19 protein-coding genes are annotated in these 20,782 nt (G+C 53.2%); 12 read left to right on the top strand and 7 right to left on the bottom strand.

From position 1 onward, the window contains the following. Position 1 precedes the first annotated feature (1 nt). On the bottom strand, positions 2–850 hold the full coding sequence (locus HCX89_RS00810; protein WP_167714725.1) for a D-hexose-6-phosphate mutarotase: 849 nt from the start codon (positions 848–850) through the stop codon (positions 2–4). A gap of 205 nt (positions 851–1,055) precedes the next feature. Here HCX89_RS00810 and HCX89_RS00805 point away from each other — a divergent pair, with 205 nt between their 5' ends. From HCX89_RS00805 to HCX89_RS00795, 3 genes are all read left to right on the top strand, one after another. Beyond that, positions 1,056–2,855 carry an acyl-CoA dehydrogenase C-terminal domain-containing protein gene (locus tag HCX89_RS00805; RefSeq protein WP_167714723.1) on the top strand — a complete coding sequence of 600 codons (1,800 nt, stop codon included), beginning with the start codon at positions 1,056–1,058 and terminating at the stop codon, positions 2,853–2,855. A 100-nt stretch (positions 2,856–2,955) separates the two neighbouring features. Beyond that, entirely contained in the window at positions 2,956–3,381 is a 426-nt protein-coding gene (locus HCX89_RS00800) for an HIT family protein (RefSeq protein ID WP_174839989.1), read from the top strand. Positions 3,382–3,517: 136 nt separating this feature from the next. Continuing rightward, the gene (locus tag HCX89_RS00795) at positions 3,518–4,069 is read left to right on the top strand and encodes an AAA family ATPase (protein WP_109248385.1); all 552 of its coding nucleotides are present in this window, start codon (positions 3,518–3,520) and stop codon (positions 4,067–4,069) included. 79 nt (positions 4,070–4,148) lie between these two features. Here HCX89_RS00795 and HCX89_RS00790 read toward each other — a convergent pair whose 3' ends face one another. The 3 genes from HCX89_RS00790 to HCX89_RS00780 all read right to left on the bottom strand — a co-directional run bounded on the left by HCX89_RS00790 (position 4,149) and on the right by HCX89_RS00780 (position 7,071). Then, positions 4,149–4,472 (bottom strand): hypothetical protein, encoded by a 324-nt coding sequence (locus tag HCX89_RS00790; RefSeq protein WP_109248384.1) that lies wholly within the window; start codon positions 4,470–4,472, stop codon positions 4,149–4,151. Positions 4,473–4,579: 107 nt separating this feature from the next. After that, positions 4,580–6,817: a TonB-dependent receptor gene (locus tag HCX89_RS00785; RefSeq protein WP_167714722.1), complete on the bottom strand. Its 2,238-nt coding sequence runs from the start codon at positions 6,815–6,817 to the stop codon at positions 4,580–4,582. 26 nt (positions 6,818–6,843) lie between these two features. Further along, positions 6,844–7,071, bottom strand: a complete 228-nt coding sequence (locus HCX89_RS00780) for a hypothetical protein (protein ID WP_025889504.1) — start codon at positions 7,069–7,071, stop codon at positions 6,844–6,846. 325 nt (positions 7,072–7,396) lie between these two features. Between HCX89_RS00780 and HCX89_RS00775 the strand changes: the two genes are divergently transcribed. From HCX89_RS00775 to HCX89_RS00760, 4 genes are all read left to right on the top strand, one after another. Then, positions 7,397–7,729: a hypothetical protein gene (locus HCX89_RS00775; protein WP_107004677.1), complete on the top strand. Its 333-nt coding sequence runs from the start codon at positions 7,397–7,399 to the stop codon at positions 7,727–7,729. A 67-nt stretch (positions 7,730–7,796) separates the two neighbouring features. After that, positions 7,797–8,165 carry a VOC family protein gene (locus HCX89_RS00770; RefSeq protein ID WP_167715132.1) on the top strand — a complete coding sequence of 123 codons (369 nt, stop codon included), beginning with the start codon at positions 7,797–7,799 and terminating at the stop codon, positions 8,163–8,165. 117 nt (positions 8,166–8,282) lie between these two features. Beyond that, positions 8,283–8,657 (top strand): hypothetical protein, encoded by a 375-nt coding sequence (locus HCX89_RS00765; protein ID WP_025010502.1) that lies wholly within the window; start codon positions 8,283–8,285, stop codon positions 8,655–8,657. A 187-nt stretch (positions 8,658–8,844) separates the two neighbouring features. Further along, positions 8,845–10,881, top strand: coding sequence for a DNA topoisomerase III (locus tag HCX89_RS00760; RefSeq protein ID WP_167714720.1), 2,037 nt, complete (start codon positions 8,845–8,847; stop codon positions 10,879–10,881). A 10-nt stretch (positions 10,882–10,891) separates the two neighbouring features. Here HCX89_RS00760 and HCX89_RS00755 read toward each other — a convergent pair whose 3' ends face one another. Next, positions 10,892–11,083, bottom strand: a complete 192-nt coding sequence (locus HCX89_RS00755) for a DUF4250 domain-containing protein (protein ID WP_025010503.1) — start codon at positions 11,081–11,083, stop codon at positions 10,892–10,894. A 523-nt stretch (positions 11,084–11,606) separates the two neighbouring features. On the opposite strand from HCX89_RS00755, the gene HCX89_RS00750 reads away from it, so the two are divergent. After that, the gene (locus tag HCX89_RS00750; RefSeq protein WP_025010504.1) at positions 11,607–12,779 is read left to right on the top strand and encodes a porin; all 1,173 of its coding nucleotides are present in this window, start codon (positions 11,607–11,609) and stop codon (positions 12,777–12,779) included. 138 nt (positions 12,780–12,917) lie between these two features. Continuing rightward, the gene (locus tag HCX89_RS00745) at positions 12,918–13,685 is read left to right on the top strand and encodes a hypothetical protein (RefSeq protein ID WP_107352223.1); all 768 of its coding nucleotides are present in this window, start codon (positions 12,918–12,920) and stop codon (positions 13,683–13,685) included. A gap of 171 nt (positions 13,686–13,856) precedes the next feature. Here HCX89_RS00745 and HCX89_RS00740 read toward each other — a convergent pair whose 3' ends face one another. Further along, on the bottom strand, positions 13,857–15,380 hold the full coding sequence (locus tag HCX89_RS00740) for a sigma-54-dependent Fis family transcriptional regulator (protein ID WP_167714718.1): 1,524 nt from the start codon (positions 15,378–15,380) through the stop codon (positions 13,857–13,859). A 167-nt stretch (positions 15,381–15,547) separates the two neighbouring features. On the opposite strand from HCX89_RS00740, the gene HCX89_RS00735 reads away from it, so the two are divergent. Genes HCX89_RS00735 through HCX89_RS00725 form a run of 3 tightly spaced genes read left to right on the top strand, consistent with a single transcriptional unit; the run spans position 15,548 to position 19,199 of the window. Beyond that, positions 15,548–17,107 (top strand): flavocytochrome c, encoded by a 1,560-nt coding sequence (locus HCX89_RS00735; RefSeq protein WP_025010507.1) that lies wholly within the window; start codon positions 15,548–15,550, stop codon positions 17,105–17,107. 26 nt (positions 17,108–17,133) lie between these two features. Next, a complete protein-coding gene (gene hutH / locus HCX89_RS00730; RefSeq protein ID WP_107004680.1) occupies positions 17,134–18,771 on the top strand; it encodes a histidine ammonia-lyase in 1,638 nt (545 codons plus the stop codon). A gap of 44 nt (positions 18,772–18,815) precedes the next feature. Continuing rightward, a complete protein-coding gene (locus tag HCX89_RS00725) occupies positions 18,816–19,199 on the top strand; it encodes a cytochrome c3 family protein (RefSeq protein ID WP_025010509.1) in 384 nt (127 codons plus the stop codon). 204 nt (positions 19,200–19,403) lie between these two features. Here the strand turns inward: HCX89_RS00725 and HCX89_RS00720 are convergent, their stop codons facing one another. Continuing rightward, positions 19,404–20,690, bottom strand: a complete 1,287-nt coding sequence (locus tag HCX89_RS00720) for an alpha/beta fold hydrolase (RefSeq protein WP_117200620.1) — start codon at positions 20,688–20,690, stop codon at positions 19,404–19,406. Positions 20,691–20,782: the final 92 nt, after the last annotated feature.

Here is a 20,782-nt window from a genome sequence, read left to right as displayed (position 1 = left end):
CTCACTCCTGCCAGCGGATTTCTGTGGTCAGAGTGTGGCTCTGTTTGGGGCCTAGCACCAGTTTATCTTCCAGCACATTGGCGGCTTCCAGGCAGACCATGGACAGGTAATCCTGCTCTTGGAAACGGGCCAGCCGCTTGGACTTGTCTATCCAGGGATTCCAAAGTACTGCCGAGTGGCTCTGCTCACGGCTGACAAGAATCGTGCCGTTGGGGGTATGCAGCTTTTGCAGCTCGGACAAGCCGGTGTAAACCCGGTCGGTCTCGCGCTCAAAGCGCACTTCGTCCTCGACTTGTGCATATGGGCCTTCAGCAAACTCGATATATTGGCTGCCGGCAAAGCCTGTGGCGCGCAGCTGGTGGATATCGCCGATGGGGAAATAAGAGTGCAGTGCCTGGGTCAGCGTCACGCTCTGCTCACCCAGGTTGCGGTTAATCAGGCTGACCCTGAGGCTGTCGCTGAGGACAAAGTCCAGCCGCACCTCGGTATCGTGGGGCCAGTAACCTTTGTCCTCGTCGCTGAGTTTAAGGACAAAGCTCAGCTCTACCCGTTCATTACTGATATGAGTTCGCTCAAGTTGCCACAGCCGGGTGCGGGCAAAGCCATGCTGGGGCCAGCCCTCATTGGCATGCATGCCAAACCAGGGCCAGCAGACGGGAATACCGCCGCGAATACCACTGCCCGGCAGATAGTCATCGGCAGGAGAAACCCACAGCAGCGGCGCCTTGCCCTTGGGCACAAAGCTGTCTATCTGGGCACCCTGTAAAAAAATACGGCCGTAGCAGAGTGGGGTATCGATTTCGATATAGTCCAGACCATTGGGGTGTTTGCGGGTGTTGACGCTGGCCATGCAGGATTCCTTTAGCGGGCGAACAGGATAATGCCCCTAGCTTACAAAGTTTTACAGCCCGAGATAAGGGGCTGTTCAAGCGAATTTACGCAGAGCGCTGTTCTTGTATTCAAAAAAAGTGATATAAAACTGGTCAGAGGTGCTGAGTTTTTACTCAGAATTGGCTAAGGTGAGACATCAATCACAGGGAAAAGGAAATAAGCATATGGCAAGTTATCAGCCGCCGATGCGGGATTACCGCTTTATTCTTGAACAGTTACTGGATATTTATCAGCAGCCAAAGCTGCAGGGGTTCGATGAAATCGACCCTGAGTTGGTCAATGCCATTCTCGAAGGCATGGCCGATTTCAGCACTGGGGTGATGCTGCCGCTCAACAGTGTCGGCGATCTGCAGGGCTGTCGTCTGGAAGCAGACGGGGTGAAAACCGCCGAGGGCTTTATCGATGCCTACCGCCAGTATGTGGATAACGGCTGGCCAACGCTGACCTGTGATCCCGAGTTCGGCGGCCAGGGCCTGCCGGAAGTGGTGGGTATCTTTGCCACCGAAATGCAGACCTCCTCCAACATGGCCTTTGCCATGTATCCCGGGCTGACCCACGGTGCATACAGCGCCATCTTTGCCCATGGCTCCGAGGCGCTGAAGGCCAAATATCTGCCCAAACTGGTGAGCGGCGAGTGGACCGGCACCATGAATCTGACCGAATCCCATGCCGGTACCGATCTGGCGCTGCTGCGCACCAAGGCCGAGCCCAGCACTGACGGCTGCTATCTTGTCAGCGGTGAGAAAATCTTTATCTCCAGTGGCGATCACGATCTGGCCGAAAACATAGTGCACCTGGTCTTGGCCAGGTTGCCCGATGCCCCGGCCGGGGTGAAGGGGATCAGTTTGTTCGCCGTGCCCAAGTATTGGGTCAAGGAAGATGGCAGCCTGGGCGAGGCCAACAATGTTAAGGCCAGCGGCCTCGAGCATAAGATGGGCATTCACGGCAATTCCACTTGTGTGATGCTGTTCGACGGCGCCAAAGGCGAGTTGGTGGGCGAACCCCATCAAGGACTCAGAGCCATGTTCACCATGATGAATCAGGCGCGCATGGGCGTTGGGGTTCAGGGGCTGGGCGTCTCTGAAATCGCTTACCAGAACGCGCTGACCTACGCCAGAGAGCGGGTTCAGGGAAGGGCACTGTCCGGCACCAAGGCGCCGGAGCAAAATGCCGATCCTATTCTGGTGCACGGTGATGTGCGGCGGATGCTGTTGTCGCAAAAGGTCTTCAATGAGGGCGCCCGCGCCCTTATCGGCCAGCAGGCGCTGTGGCTCGATGAAGCCGAGCGCCATCAGGATGCCGAGCAAAAGGCCAGAGCCAAAGCGTTGGCGGCGTTGTTTACCCCTGTGGTCAAAGGCTTTATCACAGATAGAGGCTTCAGCGCCTGTGTCGATGCTCAGCAGGTGTTTGGCGGCCATGGTTATATCCATGAGTGGGGGATGGAGCAGTTTGTCCGTGATGCCCGTATCGCGATGATTTATGAAGGCACCAATGGCGTGCAAGCCCTGGATCTGGTGGGGCGTAAGCTGATGGGTGACAAGGGCGCGGCGCTGAAACTCTGGGCCGCAGAGGTGGAGGCCTTTATCGAAGGCGCCAAACCCAAGGCCGCTCAAGATCCCCGGCTTGCCAAAGTGCTCGAAGGTTTGGGCCAGGCGGCAACGGATCTGCAGCGCGGTACCCAGAGCCTGATGGAGTTGGGGATGAATAATCCCGACAACCTGGGCGCGGCCTCCATGCCTTATATGCAGCTGTTTGGCACAGCTGCGCTGGCGTGGATCTGGGCGCGGATGGCCGAGCTGGCGCTCGATGGGCTGGCAGATGATGCCGACGGTTTCTATGCCGGCAAACTGGCCTCGGCGGGTTTCTTTATGGACTACTATGTCAGCAGCGCCAGTGGCTATCGGCGTCAAATCGCCGCGGCCAGTGAATCCATCATGGCCTTCGACGACAGTTACTTCGGTTAATTGCGGTAGCTTCAATACCAAAGGGTCGGTGCAACCGGCCCTTTTTTGTGGTACACCAATAGCTTCCAAGCCAATCGGTTCGTCAGTATGGAGTGACAAGATGGATCTGAATTACGACAACAACAATATTTTCGCCCGCATTCTTCGCGGCGAGTTGCCCTGTATCAAACTCTATGAAGACGAGCATACTCTGTCTTTCATGGATATCATGCCGCAAACCAAGGGCCACTTATTGGTGTTGCCCAAAGAGCCGGCCGTGACCCTGTATCAGTTGTCTGATGAAGCGGCGGCGGCCTGCATGCGTACCGTCAAACTGATGGGCAAGGCAGTGGAAAAGGCCATGGGGATCCCGGGCTCCACTGTATTCCAACACAATGGCAGCGCCGCCGGTCAGAGTGTGCCCCATGTACATTTCCATGTGTTGCCCGGCCCGCTCAAAGGCCTGATGGAGCACGCGGCCCATCAGGGGGATATGGATGAGCTGCACACCATAGCCGATAGAATTCGCGCCTGTATCGAATCTTGAGTTGTTCCCCCATCAGACAGCCGCCTCTTGGCGGTTGTTTGCTATTCGTGCCATCTGAAGCGGGATTGGCTTGAGCGGCACAAAATCTCAATCAGCTTAAAGTCAGTTTGCCGTTGATAAGCAAAGAGAGGTTTGATTGCATAATCGCATTGTATTTACCGGTGGGCCGGGTTCAGGCAAGACCTCTGTCATCGACTTTTTGCAAAGCTTGGGTTATCCGAGTGTGCCGGAAGTCGGCCGTAAGGTGATAAAGGCTCAGCTGGCGCAAGCTGGAAGGGCGCTGCCCTGGGATGACAAGAGCGCTTTTCGTGATGCCATGGTTGATGAAGAGCTGGCGCGTTATCAAGCTTTCAGCGGCGATGACGGCATTATTTTCTTTGACCGCAGTATGCTGGATTCCTACGGTTATAGCCTGCTTGAGAAATTAACTATTCCCGAGAGTTTGCTGAGTCATTGCCGTGAGCTTGTTTATCACCCCAGGGTATTCATCTTTCCGCCCTGGCAAGCCATTTATGCCAATGATATGGAACGTAAGCAGGACTTCAGTGAAGCGGTGGCGACTTATCATGAGATGCAAAAAGCCTATGAGGCTTTCGGTTATGAGTTAATTGAAGTGCCCAAATGGTCGGTTGCGAAGAGAGCCGGTTTCATTTTGGCCAAGGTGAGCGAGGCACTGCAAACGCCCTAAGCCGTCGCTCACATTTTCTCCGCTACTTTCTGTTTCCCTGCCATTAAACCAGAGGTTCCGGTTTAATCCCCGGGCCGACCTACCAAACGCTCAGTTTGAATATTGCCAATATCACAGCAGAGGTCAGCAGTCCAAGACCGCCCAAAATACAAACCACTTTTTCAGGGTAGCGTGAACCCAGTTCGGGAAAGAGGATAGCGCCCAGGCTGAAGCTTGGGATCATCTCGTACAGTAACCCCATTCTCTGGTTGCTTGCCGGTGCAAATGGCGGCAGGTAGAAGTAACAGAGCAGATAAATAGCCAAGGTGACAATCGCGAGCCATTCATAGCCCAGAAAGGGCTCATCGGCCTTGAGCAAACGACGCAGCAGGACAATCATAATCGCCGCGATTAAAAGTAGCATGACACTTCCCTGTAAATAAAATGGCCGCCACAAACTACGGGATCCGAGATGAGCTGACAAGCGCAAAAGAGAAAAAGCGCCGCAGGGGCGACGCTTTTTGAGGTTATTTACCAGCTCAGGTGGTAATTGATGGCAAAAGTGCGGCCACGGCCGTGATAGTCAAACATCTTCTCCGGGCCGTAAGTCGGGCTGTAGAAGTAAGCGGCTCGCTGGCCCCAAAGGGTGCTGTAGTCCTTGTCAAGCAGGTTTTCTATGCCATAGCTCAGGGTGCCGACCGGCAGTTCGATGGAGCCGAGCAGATCCAAAGTGGTATAGCTGTCCAGCTCACTTCTCTGGCCATCATTTGCCTTGAAGCGATAGTCAGAGTCGGCGCTGAAGCTGTGCTCGGCCTGCAATCTTAACTGTTGGCTGTCACCGCGCCAGGCGATAAAGGCCGTGGCCTTGGAAGGTGAAGCATAGGTGACTGTCTCATCAATCCAGTCGGCGCCATTTTTGATTTCACTGCGAACCAGATGCAGGTTGCTGCCCACCTGCCAGGCGCTGCTGATATCGAAGTTCAGCTGGGCTTCCAGGCCATAGGTGCGTTTATCCTTGTCCTTGACTTCTATGGTCAGATCGCTGCGATTGACCTCAATCACCTTATCCGAGATGGCGTAATACAGACTGGCCTGGGCCTGCCAACGGTCGGCCAGATAGCGCCAGCCCAGCTCAAAGGAGTCGGTCTTGATGCCATCGAGGCGGGAATCATTGATATTAATGCTGTTGGTCAGCTGCAGATAACCATCGGCATTGGCCTGATAGCTGCCGCGACCATAGTATTTGGACAGATCCGGCAGCTCAAAGCCCTGTGAGTAGGCAAGCCACAGTTGCTGATCCCGACTCAGTTTAGCCACCAATCCCAGGTTAACCAGGCCGACATGGTAGTCTGTGCTGCCGCCCTTGATAGCATCGGCGCCCGGCGCCTTACCCTGGGCAATCGCCACCTGTTGGTTATAGCCGATAAAGTCATCGACGTTGTTGTCCATCTGCTGATAACGATAACCTGCGTTGAGCACCAGATAGTCGTTGATATCCCAGCTGCCCTGCAGGAAGGCTGCGATGGACTCGACACTGAAGTCGACATATCGGCCTGTGGTAAACAGCTCCTTCATGGTCAAACCGCCACTCTGGTTGGCGGCGTCGAGATCAAAACTCATCTGATCCGAGTCGAAGCTCTCCTTGTCCCAGTCGATGCCCCAGGTGAGTTTGAGGCTGTCGCTGGGTCTGGATTCCAACACGGCTTTCAGGCCATAAATGCCGGTGTTTTGTGACGAGGCCGAGAAGTTGTAAACCCCGAGGGTTTCACTGACGTAAGGGAAGGGGTGAAAGTCGAGATCTTCCTTGCGATAAAAGCCTTGCAGGTACAAGGTTTGGCCGAGAAAGTCAGCCTGGGTATAGCTGAGGTTCAATAAGGTACGATCGGTTTTGGGGCTGCGATCGGCATTCAACCCCTTGCGGCTTTCGAGCAGGGAAGCATCTGAGGTGACGCCGCTGAAGTTTTCCCCCATATAAAGGCCGTGGTCGCCATCGGACTCATTGTTGTAAAACTGCACCATGGCACTGAGGGTGGCATTGTTTGGTAGGCTCCAGTCCAGGTTGGCCATCAGATCATAACCTTGGGTGTACTGCATGCCGGTTTGGGTGATATCCGGCATTACCTGATTGCCGCTGCCGTCGAACCATTGGCCATTTTCCTGCCAGGCGGCACTGAAACGTCCCTTGAGGGTATCGCTGCCGCCGGCCACGGCAAAGGCGGCGCGATAATCCAAGTCATCACTGCCGTTAAAACCCGATTTGAAACCTGCTTCGGCTTCAAAGGTATCCTGGCTGTCGGCGGCTTTTTTGGTCACTATATTGATAGCGCCGCCCAAAGCACCACCGCCATAGAGGGCTGAGGCGCCGGCCAACACTTCAATGCGGGCGATGTTAAAGGGATCTATGCTGTCCAACTGACGGCTGATCCCTCTGGAGGTGTTCATGGATACGCCGTCTATCAGCACCACCATGGCGCGGCCGCGCATGTTCTGACCAAAGTTGGTTCGGCCCTGGCTGGATACGTCCATGGAGGGAACCAGGGCGGCCAGCATCTCTTTCACGCCTTTGCCGCTGTCTATCTGCTCGCGGATGCTGTTTTCATCGATTAACCAAACCGTGCTGGAGAGCTCGCTTATCTGGGTAGGGGTACGGTTGGCGCTGACCACCATGCGCTCCATCTGGGCTTCTTCGGCCATGGCGGCCCCCATCAGCAGCAATTGACTGCTGACAGCAGCGGCGACAAGGCTCATCCGAACCATGGATTTGGGCATAACATTCTCCTAAACAACTCAAGGGGTTAAATGAGGCACCAGACAGGGACCCAGCAGGCAAACACCAGGCTGAGCGTCTTCTTGCCGGGTTGGTATCCCAAGGCTAAAGACAGCACCAAGCCTGGTGCCAAAAGCAGGATCAACAGCCGGGCATCCAGCCCAAAACTGGCCAATACCAGCATGATTGCCAGCAAGACCAATCCCTCACACCAAAGCAGTTGGTTACAGCGCAACAACAGCGGGGACGTTTCCATATTATTTGGCCTCCTGAAAGATGTTGCATTTTAATTGCAAACAAGAATGGTTCGCAATTGAATTTACACTGAGTGATGGAAAAGTGAGCTTATGGAGGTATGAATATTTCCATAATAAAATCATGGGTATGTGAAGATATCTTCGAATAGTACTTTGAAGATGGACCGCAGTTGGGACACTTGGTTTTGACTGTCGAAAAAATAGGGGCTTGCTATTGGCCTGGAAAGTCTCGGCCGGGCTTTCATGGTTGATTTCAGCCGCTGATAGGGCATAGATTACGGCAAGGTAGAAAGGGAAATACTGAGAAAGGTTGTATTCAACACTATGGACAAGTTACTGGAAAATCTGTTTTCAAAGCGCGCTGATGAGCTGGATGCCTTGCTGGATAAAAGGGATGAAGCGGCATTTGATAATGCTTGGGTGCATTTAAATCAGCAAGTAGGCGAGGTTGATGCTCACTTGGATAACAAATTTGATAGCAAAGCGTTGTTTATAAAATTGTCCGAAGCGACCAATTGCCACGAGATATGCTGTTATATCACAGATGACCTGGAGCTGATTGAGAAAGCTCGGACCATGGGCTTGGAGTCAAGGTTTCTGGATTATTTAAAGCAAAGCTATCGGCAAGGTCAGGTGCCATGCGAATGGTTAGGCTAAAAAAACAGACTCGCTCTTTCGTATCGGCGGCGTTGCCGGCTTGAGCAGATTTCAGGAGACTTGCTTGATGAAAGTGAAACGAATCGTAGCCAATGTGGCCGCTGCCGACCTGGACGCAGGCCAAGTATTTTATGAATCGATTTTTGGTCTTGAGCTGGTTATGGACCATGGCTGGATTAAAACCCTTGGCTCAGCTGAAGAGATGAAAATTCAAATCAGTTTGGCAACCGAAGGCGGCTCAGGGACGCCGGTGCCAGATCTCTCTATTGAGGTGGACAATCTTGATTTGGTGCTTCATCGGCTGAGAGCGCAAAACATAAAGATTGAATACGGGCCAATCTCAGAGCCTTGGGGTGTGCGCCGCTTTTATATTAGAGATCCATTTGGGAAATTGCTCAATGTACTTCAACATGATCCGGATATACTCCAGAGCTAACTTCAAATTGAATAGTGGATGATTTTACTTAAATAACCCATTGATTTAACTATGGTAAATCCAGGTGAATTGCTTTTACCCCGGGGCAGAGCGTCGGGCCAATAAGGAATTAAGCAGATGCAGTTACCCATAGAGTATTACTGGTTGAAAGCGCATAAATTTGCAGGACTCATGCCTTGGTGGTTTATCGATGAACCCGGCGGACCCGGGCTGAGAATGGAATACCAAAAAGAAACCGGGGAGGACTTCTATCCCATCGCCAGGCGGCAAGACAATGACAGCGTGGCTGGGTTTAAAGTGATTGACGGCGAAATACAAAAAGAGCTGGTCTCTGTCCATTTAACCTGGACAGGAAAGCGCGAACAGCAAGGTTTTCCGGCCAGGGCCGTGTACAAGGATATTTTTTCCTGGTTGTCAGAAGAAGTCCTTCCCGAAACGGCTGACTGGGTAAGTGAAGAATTCCTGGCGGAGCTTGAGGAGGAAAATAGATAGCTGCGCTGTGTTTAGTTGCTTTGTTTAGTTGCCTTGTTCAATCGCCTTGTTCTATCAACTTTGCCCAATCAAGCTTAGTTAATCATGCCATTACCCACAGAGGGTTTGCAGCCGACAGATGACTTGGCTAGAATTACTGTAATTTTATCCAGTAATACTGTTCAGTGACAGCCAAAGGACGCAGTGGATGATCCTCTATATCGCCGAAAAGCCCAGCCTTGGGCGCGCCATCGCCGAGGTGCTCCCAAAACCCCATCGCAAACATGAGGGCTATATCGAGCTTGGCAACGGAGATTGTGTTTCCTGGTGTATAGGTCATCTGCTGGAGCAAGCTGAGCCGGATGCTTACGATCCCGCCTACAAGTCCTGGCAGTTGGAACATCTGCCGATTGTCCCGTCCGATTGGCAGATTAAACCCAAAGCCAGCAGTCGCGGCCAACTCAGTGTCTTGCGTAAATTGGTCAAGCAGGCCAGTGAGTTGGTCAATGCCGGCGATCCGGACCGGGAAGGGCAGTTGTTGGTGGATGAAGTGATTGCCCATCTTGGGGTCAAGGGCGATAAGTTGGCAGCAGTTAAACGCTTGTTGATAAGCGATCTCAACCCGCAGGCGGTAAAACGCGCCCTGGGGCAGATGCGCAGCAACCGCGAGTTTGTGCCATTGTCGACTTCGGCACTGGCGCGTAGCCGAGCCGATTGGCTCTACGGCATGAATATGACCCGTGCCTATACCCTGCAGGGGCGCAAGGTGGGCTATCAGGGGGTGCTGTCGGTCGGTCGGGTGCAAACCCCTGTGCTTGGTTTGGTTGTCCGGCGCGATCAGGAAATCGCGGCCTTTGTGCCCAAACCTTTTTATGAAGTACTTGCCCATCTTAGCACCCAAGAGGGGAGCTGTTTCAGCGCCCGCTGGCAGCCCAGTGAGGCCTGTCAACCTTGGATGGATGAGGAGGGGCGGGTGCTCTCCCGCGGTTTGGCGATGAATGTGGTCGGCAGGATCACCGGCCAACCCGGCCGGGTAGATGAGCTGGAGCGTAAGCAAAGACACCAGGCACCGCCTTTGCTCTATAGTCTGTCTGCGCTGCAGATTGATTGCGCCAAACGCTTCGGTATGAGCGCCAAAGAGGTGCTGGATACGGCGCAGTCTCTGTACGAACGGCATAAATTGATAACCTATCCGCGCTCCGATAGCCGTCACCTGCCCAAGGCGCAGTTACAGCTGGCCCCGGCAGTCTTGAATGCCATTACCCAAGGGGCGGCAGAGCTGCTGCAAGGCTGTGAAGCACCCAATCCCGCCCTTAAGTCCAAGGCCTGGAATGATGCCAAGGTGGACGCCCATCACGCGATAGTGCCTACGGAAAAGACGGCTAACCTCGGGGTTTTATCACAGCGTGAGCGTCAGGTGTATTTGCAGATTGCCCGTCAGTATTTGGCGCAGTTTTACCCTAATTATGAGTACCTTGAAACCCGCGCCGTGATCGACATTGTCGGAGGTTGCTTCGTGGCCAAGGCCAAACAGCCATTGAAACAGGGTTGGAAGCAATTGTTTGGCAAACAAAAAGCCGACGATGAAGCGGAAGATATTCAAACCAGCTTACCTGAGCTGACTCAGGGGCAGATACTGGATTGCCTTAAGGGTGAATTAGTGGAAAAGATGACCCAGCCCCCCAAGCATTTTACCGATGCCACACTGCTGGCGGCGATGACAGGAATAAGCCGCTATGTGAAAGACCCTGAGATCCGCAAAATCCTCAAGGAAACCGATGGTCTGGGCACAGAAGCGACCCGCGCCGGGATCATTGAACTCTTGTTTAAACGTGGCTTTTTGAAACGTCAGGGCAAGAGTATTTTGGCTACCGAGGCCGGTAGCGGGCTTATTCAAAGCCTGCCTGAAGTGGCCACCACGCCGGATATGACGGCGCTGTGGGAAAGTAGCCTGGATGCGATTTGTCACCGTGAGCTTAAATATCAGGCCTTTATGCAACCCTTGACGGCTAAACTGGGCGAGCTTATTGAGCAGGCCAAGGCACAACTGCCTACGGCCTTGAGTGGCGTGAAAAGTACAGGCTTCAAAGGACGTAAACGTCGCAGTGGCGCTTATGCCGGCAAGGCAGGTGCCCCCAAGGGCACAAGCACCAAGAAGAGCACTGGCGTTAAGACCGGCACCGGCAAGCGCAGCTATCGCTCAGCGACCAAGAGCAAAACCAAAGACCAGTCCGCAACGTCCTGAGAACTTGGGGTTATTTCAAGCGTCGGTATTGGTTGGACAGGGCATGGTACTCGTATCCCAGCGCACTGAGCTTATGCTCGAGCTGGGCAGGTGACAGGTCAAGCTCGTAATAAAGCGCATCTCTGTCCGGGCATTGCAGTCTCAGTTTCTCATTGACTATGCCCAGCAGTATTTCGGCGGGCAGATGTTGCAGGCTTTCCATATTCCCTCCAGGTGTCAGCGGTTGACTGTTTCATAATGCAATAGAGTTGGCTTGGGTTGCAAATCTTGCCTGAATATATTTAAAGTTTCATAAAATCAATATCTTAATAAAGCAATTTCATTTTCTATTCCCGGCGGTTTTGCCTTTGTTTTATCCCCCCTTCTTTATCAACTCTTGTTACATCAAGCATTCGTGATGATTCGAACCGAGTTAGCTTTAACTGTATAAAAATCAAACCATTATTCTTGCCTGTGTGGCAGTAAACTCGGCTCTTGTCGATACGCATGCATCTCTTTTGCTGCATAAACTGCTCGCTTGTTACAACGATATTTAATTCTTCTCACGGCATTTAACGCCCGCCAACCACGATATTTCACGATTTGTCGATCCAGCTCAGGAAACCAGGGGTTGGGATTGGCTTTTTAACAGCTGGCACGCAAACTGCAGCCCTCGAGTAACACATAGAAATATGTCTAATAAATCAGCGTATTAAACGCGTTTTACTTATAAAAGGGTAATGAATATGAACAAGAAGATCCTGGCACTTATGATCCCGGCTATGCTGGCGAGTGGCGCTTCTCAGGCTGTGGAACTGTATAACGATCAGACCAACAGTGTGAACATGATAGGTTGGTTGGGTTTTGCTGCCTTCAATGATGGTCATGAAACCTCTGTTATTGATAACTTCTCTCGCGTAGGTTTCCGTTTTGACCGTCAGGAGCGTAACGGCTGGCGTGCCTTTGCCCACACAGAGTGGGGCATCAACATGGTGACCAGCGATGACGGCCTGATCTACACCCAAGGCCAGGGCGGCGGTCAGATGCGTGCCGAGAAGAACAGTGACTTCTTGTTCAACCGCTTGGGTTATGTGGGTATGGCTCATGATAAGTGGGGTACTCTGACTTTCGGTAAGCAGTGGGGTGCATACTATGATGTGGCTTACACTACCGACGTGCTCAATGCCTTCACAGGTTGGTCTGTAGGTGCCTACACCTTTGGTGACGGTGGCCTGACCGGCGCCGGTCGTGCCGATGCTGCCTTCCAGTATCGCAATACCTTCTTCGGCAAGCTGCATATCGCCCTGCAGTATGCTTCCAAGCAAAATGACGATGTCGCCCTGTTTGACGAAAACGGCGCCGCTCTGAACGATGGCTCTGAGCTGAGCTTTGACTCCAGCTATGGTGCCAGCGTGACTTACTATGTGACCGATAAGTTCAAGGTTCTGGCCGGTTTCAACCGTGGCGACTTTGAAGGCAACCTGGCCGGTGTTGCCGTTGATGATACCAACCAGATCGTCGGTATCGGTGCCCAGTACGGCAGCTTCTACCAGTATGCTCCAGGCCGTGACGCCGATGGTCTGTACGTGGGCTTCAACGCTCACAAGAGCAAGCAGAACGAACTGGTTGGCGGCAGCCTGTACGACTCCACCGGCGGCGAATTCATCCTTGCTTACCAGTATGACAACGGCTTTGTTCCTTCTCTGTTGCTGAGCTATCAGGATCTGGACACAGATGCCAACACCGCCATCCAAGGCGATTGGACCCGCCAGTTTGCGGTTCTGGGTCTGCACTACCGTTACAGCCGTGACACTGTGATGTATGCCGAAGCCAAGATTGACTTCAGCAGCATGGATGACAAGTCCTGGGAAGATCTGCAGGACAACAACTATGCGGTAGGTATCCGTTACTTCTTCTAAGGGGCTCCCTGTATTTCCCTGCACAGGCCACCTTATGGTGGCCTTTTTTTAATTTATTCAATAGCTTATCCATTGCATTGGACAAGGGAAACTAAATGCCATCAAGGACATGAGTCCAGGGTGTGAAGGAGACTCTGATTGAACAAGGAAAAGATGAAACTCAATAGTAAAATAATCGGATTGGCCGTTACTTTGCTTGGCGGTTTTGGTACGACTGATGCCGGCGCATCGACTCAAATAGAGGCCGGTTATCTGGGGTTTACGAGTGCCACCCGTGACGATAATCCCGGGGCTTTCAACCAAAGCTTTGCGGCGCTCAGTCATTTCAGTCGTGACGAGCGCAACACTTTTTATCAGATGCTCAAGGTGGAAAACCCCGGTAAATGGGTGGCGGATAAACGGGTCGCCTTCAAGTCATTGACGGTTTGGCATTATCGGCTCAACGAAGAGCGTACCGCCCTGTGGCTGCAAAACTTTCTCGGCACCCATAAGCACCTGACCGAGGACAATTTTTATCTCGGCTTGAAGCAGCATTTTGACTGCGGCGCGCTGCGTTTCAACCTGGGGTTGGCGGGGCATTATACTGTGAGTCAATCCAATCTGACCGATAAAGATTACTCAGGATTATCCGGCGTGGTGCTCAATGGCAACAGTTACTACGATTTGCCAGTGCTCCCCAAGGGCTGGAAACTGAACCTGGATTATACTGCGGCTTTTGGGCGTGACCACGAGCATGCGGCTGTCTTTGGTTATGACGACGATTATGGTCATCAATTGTTTGCCGCTGTTTCCGGCCCATTGGCGCAAGACTTGAGTCTCAAGCTGCAGCTGACGCACTACAAGAGTTGGGGCACTGCACCCAACGATGGCCTTGAGTACAGCTTCTCGCTGCGCTACGCTTTTTAACGCCACTGGTATATGCGCTTTCAAGTCCGTCGATGCGAAAAGATGCAACAGCCAGACCCGGCAGCAAGGTGCAATAAAAAGGCCGAAAGTGATGACTTTCGGCCTTTTATGTTATTTTTCCCCGCCGGAATGAGCTTGCTCCTGCCCAGAGTCGTTTGCTATGTCCTGTTTCTAAACGATCCCCAGTTTTTTCATCTTGCTGCGCAAAGTATTGGGGTTAATATCCAACAGCTCGGCAGCGCCGCCGGGGCCGTAGAGCTTGCCGCCGGTCACTTTAAGGGCGTGCTCTATGTATTTACGGGTCATGGTTTCCAGCGGTACCAGTTGATTGCCCGCATGGCTGGGGTCGACCACTATGGTCTGGCCGCTGGCGGTGGCCACGGCTTCGGTTTGCGGCGCCAGGAAACTGAAGTCCAGTGGTCCGGCCGGGTTTTGAATGATGGCCCGCTCCAGCACATTGATCAGCTCCCTGACATTGCCGGGCCAATTGTACTGACTGAGAATGGCCAACTGCTCAGGGCGGATACAGGGCAGTTTGATCAACTGGAATCGGGCGCTCAGCTGTTCAATAAAATGCTGCACCAACAGAGGGATATCTGTGCGCCGCTGGCGTAAAGAGGGGATGTCTATCGGGAATACCGCCAGCCGATACCAGAGATCCTCACGAAAATCCCCCTGATGCACCATGGCTTGCAGGTGCCTGTGGGTTGCCGCTATCACTCTGATGTTCAGGTGTACCTGTTCATGGCCACCGACTCGGGTAATGGTGCTGTTTTGCAGTACCCGCAGCAGTCTCACTTGAGCCGAGAGTGGCAGTTCACCAATCTCATCGAGGAAGATGGTGCCGCCGTTGGCCTGTTCAAAATAACCGGCCTTGCGCGATTCGGCGCCGGTAAAGGCGCCTTTCTCATAGCCGAACAGCTCTGAGTCGATAAGGGTCTCGGGAATGGCGCCGCAGTTGACTTTGACAAAGGGTTTGCCGGCCCTGGCCGAGAGTTCATGAATGGCGTTGGCAATCACCTCTTTTCCGCAACCGGTTTCCCCCAGCATCAGTACTGTGGTGTTGAGATGGGCGATGGATTGCACTTGTTGCATCACCTGTTTCAGCCCCGAGTTGGCACCGACCACACCGTTTTGCAGATCCAGCGTGCGTTTGAGGCTAACGTTTTGTTTGGCCAGCGCCTGATTTTCCAGCAGCAGATTACGACCTCTGAGGTTGAGGGCAGTGATCAGGGCAAAGGTGCTCATCTGCGGCGCCAACATATCTGCGTGTCGGGGGCGGAAGGTACCGGCACTCTTGGAGTAAAAACCTACTATGCCCAAATGGGTATCTTCCATCGACATACGTAAAATGATCAGAGAGCGGATCCCGGGGATCACCTTGGGGGCAACCTGGGATGTCACGGGATCATGATCAATGTCGTTAACAATCCTCACCCTCGGCCTATCGGGATCTTCCAGCGTTTTGGCCAGTCCCTCTGGGAGGGAAACCTGGACATCAAGCGTGCTTACCTGCGTTTCGCTGGCCTGGGCGATAAATTGTATATCATTGAATTCTTTTCGATAAATATTAATGAATAGGCCATCGAGTGGCACTGAGTCACGTACATAGTCGAAGTAGTGTTTAAGCGAGGTTTCCAACTGCAGGCTACTACAGAGCCGCCTGGTACACTCGTAATAAAAGTGTTTTTCCATTGATATTTCAAATAAACCGCGAAGTTTCGTGATTGTAGATCTTTATATTTCGTGATTCTGTGGCCGTAATCATAAATCTCCCCCTGAGCACCTCTTTTGGGTTAGTTGGCATGGCCAGTGCAACTGGTTGACTGAGTTCTTTCCCTGCATGAAAGGAAAATAAGTACATGACAGAAAAACAGAAAATAGACAGTGGTCGTCGTCAGTTGCTCAAGGGCGGCGCCGCTCTGGCAGTGACCGGGGTGGGGATGGCTGTCAGCAGTGGTGCCATGGCCCAGTGCCGCGAACAGGCGCCGGAATCCTTTGATGAACTGGTAGACGTATTGGTAGTCGGCAGTGGCTTTGCCGGTATGGCAGCAGCCCTGCAGGCCCGTGAAGCCGGTGTCAGCGTAATGGTTATCGACAAGATGCCGGTTTTTGGTGGCAACTCAACCATTAATGGTGGTGCCATGGCGGTTGCCGGTTCTCCGTTGCAAAAGCAGGCCGGTATTGAAGATTCAGTGGATGCCATGGTGGCCGACATGTTGCGAGCAGGTCGTGGCATGAATGATGTTGAGATGCTCAAGCTGGTATGTAACGGCACGGCAGAATCCTGCCAGTGGCTGATTGACTACGGCGTCAAGTGGAAGCCTTTCGTACAGCATTTCGGTGGTCACAGTGTGCAGCGGGTACTGCAGACAGTAGAAAGCTCCGGCGCCGGTATCATACGTCCGCTGGTCAAGGCTGCCCGCGCCAAAGGCGTGATCATGAAAAATCAAACCAAGCTCGAATCTTTTATCCGTGATGCTGAAGGCCGCGTGATCGGGGTCGAGGTTCGTGAAGGTTATTATTTCCCACGGGAGCGGACAGGTAAGATACGCACCATAGGTGCCCGCAAAGGGGTGATCATGGCGACCGGCGGCTTTGGCCGGGATATCGAATATCGCATGATGCAGCTGCCTGAGCTGAACAATGATCTGGACTCAACCAACCATCCGGGTGCGACCTCTGAAGCACTGAAGCAGATGATGCTTCTGGGGGCCAACCCTATCCATCTGGATCAAATTCAGCTGGGCCCATGGGCATCACCCGATGAGAAAGGTTTTGGTACTGCATCCCAGTTCAACACCATTGCCACTTATCCTCACGGCATAGTGGTGGATGTACGCACCGGTGAGCGTTTCTTCAATGAGCTGGCCGACCGTAAGGCGCGTGCCGATGCCATCATGACCCGCAGAGATGAGCACAACAACCCTGTGTATCCCATTGGCTTTACCAATGCCGAAGGTGCCAAGAATGCCCAGACACTGGATTGGGGTATCAAGTACAAGGTGATCACCAAGGCCGACACCCTGGATGAACTGGCCAAGGCCTATGGTATGCCGGCCGACAAGCTCAAGGCGCAGGTGGCCCGTTGGAACGAAGCGGTCAAAAGCGGTGAAGACAAAGAGTTTGGTCGTCCAATGCAGGAAGCCATAGTGTTGGATAAGGGCCCATGGTACGCGGTGCGTATGTGGCCGAAAGTTCACTACTGCATGGGTGGTGTCAAGGTTAATACCAATTCTGAAGTCCTGCATCTGGTCAGTAACCAGCCGATTGCAGGCTTGTATGCGGCCGGCGAATCCACCGGCGGTATTCACGGTGCCAGCCGCCTCGGTGCCTGTGCTGTGGCTGAAGGTATTGTCACCGGCCGTAATGCCGGCCGTAACTGTGCTGCTGCCAAGCCGGTAGCACTGAAGCAAGCGTAACAAATTCAATAACAAGGAGTAAGATGATGAACAAATCTCTAATGCTGGCGTCGCTGACGCTGGGCCTGATGTCAGGCAGTGCTCTGGCAATGGAACAAGTGGTTCTGGATGGCAAGCACATGACTCAGGCACAAGCCTGGGCCATTGCCGATGGCGCCAAAGTCAAAGTAGCCTCTCAGGCACGCACCAAACTGGTTAAGTCTCACGAGTTGCTGATGGAAGCTGCGCGTCTGGGTAAGCCTGTCTATGGTCTGACTGTAGGTGTGGGCCTGAACAAAGACCATAAGCTGTTTGATGCCAATGGTGAGCTGAGTGCCGCCGTTATGGATGCTTCCCGTAGCTTCAACTACAGCACGCTGCGCGCTCACAGTGCCGGTGTCGGCGAGCCTATGCCAGTGCGTCTGACCCGTGTGGCTCTGGCCGTGCGTCTGAACACCATTCTGGCCGGTCAAACCGGGGTTCAGCCTGTAGTTGCCGACCTTTACGAAGCTTACCTGAACAAGGGCATCACTCCAGTTATCCCTTCACAGGGTACTGTGGGTGAAGCCGACATCCTGTTGGCCTCTCACGTCGGTCTGGCGATGATTGGTGAGTGGGAAGTGTTCTACAAGGGCAAGCGTGTCAGTAGCCGTGAAGCCATGGCCGATGCCGGAGTTCCTTTGCTGGAGCCTATGGGTAAAGATGCTCTGTCCATCTTGTCCAATAACGCAGTGGCTGTAGCCTATGCGATGAAGGGCTATCAGGATGCCAAGCACCTGCTGGAAGTGTCTCCAACCGTATTCGGTCTGAGTCTTGAAGGTTTGAATGGTAACGTGGCGCCTTTCCTGCCACAAACCAATGATATCCGTCCTTTCCCTTATATTCAGGCAACCACCAAGGATATTCTGGCGCAGCTGGATGGTAGCTATCTGTGGCAACTGAATGATGAGCGTCCGCTGCAGGATCCTCTGAGCTACCGCACCACAGCCTACACTCTGGCCAGTGCCAAGAAAGCCCTGGTGGATCTGGGCGAAGTGATCGATATCCAGATCAACCACTCAGACGATAACCCAGCCGTAGTACTGGGCGCATCCAAGGACTACAGCCAGTTCCCTCAGGTAGCCAAATACATGGTTGAAGGCAAGGGTGGTGTGTTCCCAACCACCAACTTCGAGCCTCTGCCTGTTGCCTTGGCGGTACAGAACCTGAGCACTGCCCTGACTCACGTGTCTCATAACAGTGTAATGCGCACTATCCACCTGTCTGATGCCCACTTTACCCGTCTGAGCCGCTTCCTGGCCGGTCCGGAAAACAATGGTCATGCTTTCGGTGCTATCCAGAAAGCCTTCGTTGACATGCAGGTGCGTAACAAGCAACTGGCTAGCCCGGTTTCATTCGATGGTATCCAAATTGCTGGTAACATCGAAGACACTTTCACCAACCTGAAACTGGCTTCTGACAACCTGATCCAGATTGTTGACAACACCAACACCATCTATGGTCTGGAGCTGTTGCACTCTACTCAAGCTATCGATCTGCGCAAGATGCACGACAAGAGCCTGAAGCAGGGTAAAGCCACAGGTGCCATGTATGAAGCTTATCGTCAGAAAGTGCCTTTCGTAAGCAAAGATCGTCCTTTCACTCCTGACATTCAGGCGTCACACGACTTTATTGCCAACTACTGATAGAAGAGCGGGGCAGGCAACTGCCCCGCAACAGGAAGCCCAAGATGTTGAAGATGATATCCACTGTTCTTGTAGCCTGCGCCTTGTTGCTGCCTGGAGCGGCCAACGCCATGAAGATCAAGGACTACCACAAAGAAGTCATGACGGCTGAAAATGGTCGTGTCGATTGCGCCGCCTGCCATGGTGATGCCAAGCGCAAGACCATTCCCGATGCGACAGCCTGTGAAGCCTGCCACGGCACTCCTGAAGATGTTGCCAAGCAGACAGCACGTCCGGCCAACGCCGGTCATGATGTTGAACCCAACCCCCATGACAGCCTGCACTATGGCACGGACTTGCCATGTACTTACTGCCATCAGGAGCACAAAGAGAGCAAGGTTTATTGCAATCAGTGCCATGAGTTCACTTATCCAGCAATGAAGCGCTAAGTCGGCGGTTCGAGTCTCCCTGTATTCTTTGGATTGGACCCAGTCCGTTATTTCCACCGCAGCCTTGGCTGCGGTTTTTTTTGGATAAAAAAAGGTCTGCCAAAAGGGCAGACCGGGACGACACCGAAACAAGTGTTTAAGCAAAGCGTCAATGGATGTGGAACCAAGTTCAGTGTGCGCTTTTAAAATTAACCCAAACTGAATTCACCTGAGCGCCTGGCCGCGATTGAGCGCAATCAGCTTATCGAGGATCCGCTCACCATCCATACGTATGCCATTGTGCTCATATTCAGAGGTCAACCAATACTTGAGGTTGCCGACTCTGGCGGCGGTTTCCAGGCTGTAGGCCTGCTCGACATACATATCTTCGCTGTAGATGGCAGCGGCGACAGGTACCCGGTTATTGGCGAGAATGTTCGGGTCATAGAGTGAAGGCCAATCGGCTTTGGCGGCCAGCAATTCGGCGCAGGCTTTCAGTGGCTTGAGGTTGGCAAACTGTTCGAACATCCAGGGGTAAATCATCTCGCCGCTGAAAAGCAGCTCTTCGGCGTCCGGGGCAAAAGCCGGATATTCGCCCCGCACCCTGTGGGCGGCCCAGTTTGCGGCTTGCTGCTGGCAGTAGATGGACTCGTGCATTATGGCAAACAGCGGGTTGGTATTGTAATCCAGCAATTGACAGAACTGCGCCTCAAACAAGGGATTGAGCGCCTTGCCAATTGGGGTATCTATCAAGGCTTGCTCCAGCAGATAGTAGACGGCCTCCGGCCCTTGCTCCATGCCTAAGTTGACCCCCAAAAGTTGCAGCATTTCCTGGGTCAGCCGCTCTCCTGTGGCCAGGCGCGCCTCATGGCTATTGATAAAGCCTCTGAGCTCGGCCAATAGGGCTTTGGCATCTTTGAAGCGGGTAAAGAAATCCTGATTTTTGGCCAGCAGGCGTTGATAAGTTGCCCGGTAAACCTCGGTAGCGGGGCGCTCAAGGGAAGGGATACCGCCGGTAATAAAGGCTTCCTTGAGCCCTTGCGGCGAGGCGCTCAGGTATCTGAGTACGCAAAAGCCACCGAAACTCTGACCGAGAATGCTCCAGGGAGTATCAGGGCTCAGTTGCGCCCGAATCGCCTCGGCATCGCGGATGATATTGTCGGCGCGAAAATGGCTCAGGTGCTCAGCCTGCTCGTCAGGCGTCATGCCGTCCAGTGTCTTGAAGCTGACCGGGCTTGAAAGACCAGTACCACGCTGATCCAGCAAGAGTACCCTATACTCCTTGAGCGCTCTTTTAATCCAGCCGCCATTGGCAAGGGGGCGGGCGGCACCAAAGCCCGGGCCACCCTGAAAGAACACCAGGAGTGGCAGGGTCGCGGCGTTATCCTGGGTGCCGATAAGCTCCCGGGCAAAAATTTGCAGTTGTTCCCCGGTGGGGTGCTGATAATCCAGTGGCAGAGAGAAGAAGTGTTTGCGGCTCAGGATGCCAGCAAGACGGCTGTCTGTTATCATGTAGGGCCTTGGGCTTGAAGGTTGGATGGCTCAAAATTGTATACAAAAATCCCTGCGCTGCAAACCGGCGCCAGAAAAGCCGCTTATCTGTC

It is taken from the genome of Shewanella sp. Iso12 (assembly GCF_012030025.1).
Taxonomy (GTDB): domain Bacteria; phylum Pseudomonadota; class Gammaproteobacteria; order Enterobacterales; family Shewanellaceae; genus Shewanella; species Shewanella algae.
This window is presented reverse-complemented; position numbering and strand designations above follow the sequence as displayed.

Bases quoted from the DNA above. Each gene is read 5' to 3' on its own strand.
- HCX89_RS00720 (WP_117200620.1), bottom strand. From the start codon at position 20,690: ATGATAACAGACAGCCGTCTTGCTGGCATCCTGAGCCGCAAACACTTC.
- HCX89_RS00765 (WP_025010502.1), top strand. From the start codon at position 8,283: ATGCAGTTACCCATAGAGTATTACTGGTTGAAAGCGCATAAATTTGCA.
- HCX89_RS00810 (WP_167714725.1), bottom strand. From the start codon at position 850: ATGGCCAGCGTCAACACCCGCAAACACCCCAATGGTCTGGACTATATC.
- HCX89_RS00780 (WP_025889504.1), bottom strand. From the start codon at position 7,071: ATGGAAACGTCCCCGCTGTTGTTGCGCTGTAACCAACTGCTTTGGTGT.
- HCX89_RS00785 (WP_167714722.1), bottom strand. From the start codon at position 6,817: ATGCCCAAATCCATGGTTCGGATGAGCCTTGTCGCCGCTGCTGTCAGC.
- HCX89_RS00735 (WP_025010507.1), top strand. From the start codon at position 15,548: ATGACAGAAAAACAGAAAATAGACAGTGGTCGTCGTCAGTTGCTCAAG.
- HCX89_RS00760 (WP_167714720.1), top strand. From the start codon at position 8,845: ATGATCCTCTATATCGCCGAAAAGCCCAGCCTTGGGCGCGCCATCGCC.
- HCX89_RS00800 (WP_174839989.1), top strand. From the start codon at position 2,956: ATGGATCTGAATTACGACAACAACAATATTTTCGCCCGCATTCTTCGC.
- HCX89_RS00805 (WP_167714723.1), top strand. From the start codon at position 1,056: ATGGCAAGTTATCAGCCGCCGATGCGGGATTACCGCTTTATTCTTGAA.
- hutH (WP_107004680.1), top strand. From the start codon at position 17,134: ATGAACAAATCTCTAATGCTGGCGTCGCTGACGCTGGGCCTGATGTCA.
- HCX89_RS00725 (WP_025010509.1), top strand. From the start codon at position 18,816: ATGTTGAAGATGATATCCACTGTTCTTGTAGCCTGCGCCTTGTTGCTG.
- HCX89_RS00790 (WP_109248384.1), bottom strand. From the start codon at position 4,472: ATGCTACTTTTAATCGCGGCGATTATGATTGTCCTGCTGCGTCGTTTG.
- HCX89_RS00755 (WP_025010503.1), bottom strand. From the start codon at position 11,083: ATGGAAAGCCTGCAACATCTGCCCGCCGAAATACTGCTGGGCATAGTC.
- HCX89_RS00775 (WP_107004677.1), top strand. From the start codon at position 7,397: ATGGACAAGTTACTGGAAAATCTGTTTTCAAAGCGCGCTGATGAGCTG.
- HCX89_RS00750 (WP_025010504.1), top strand. From the start codon at position 11,607: ATGAACAAGAAGATCCTGGCACTTATGATCCCGGCTATGCTGGCGAGT.
- HCX89_RS00770 (WP_167715132.1), top strand. From the start codon at position 7,797: ATGAAAGTGAAACGAATCGTAGCCAATGTGGCCGCTGCCGACCTGGAC.
- HCX89_RS00740 (WP_167714718.1), bottom strand. From the start codon at position 15,380: ATGGAAAAACACTTTTATTACGAGTGTACCAGGCGGCTCTGTAGTAGC.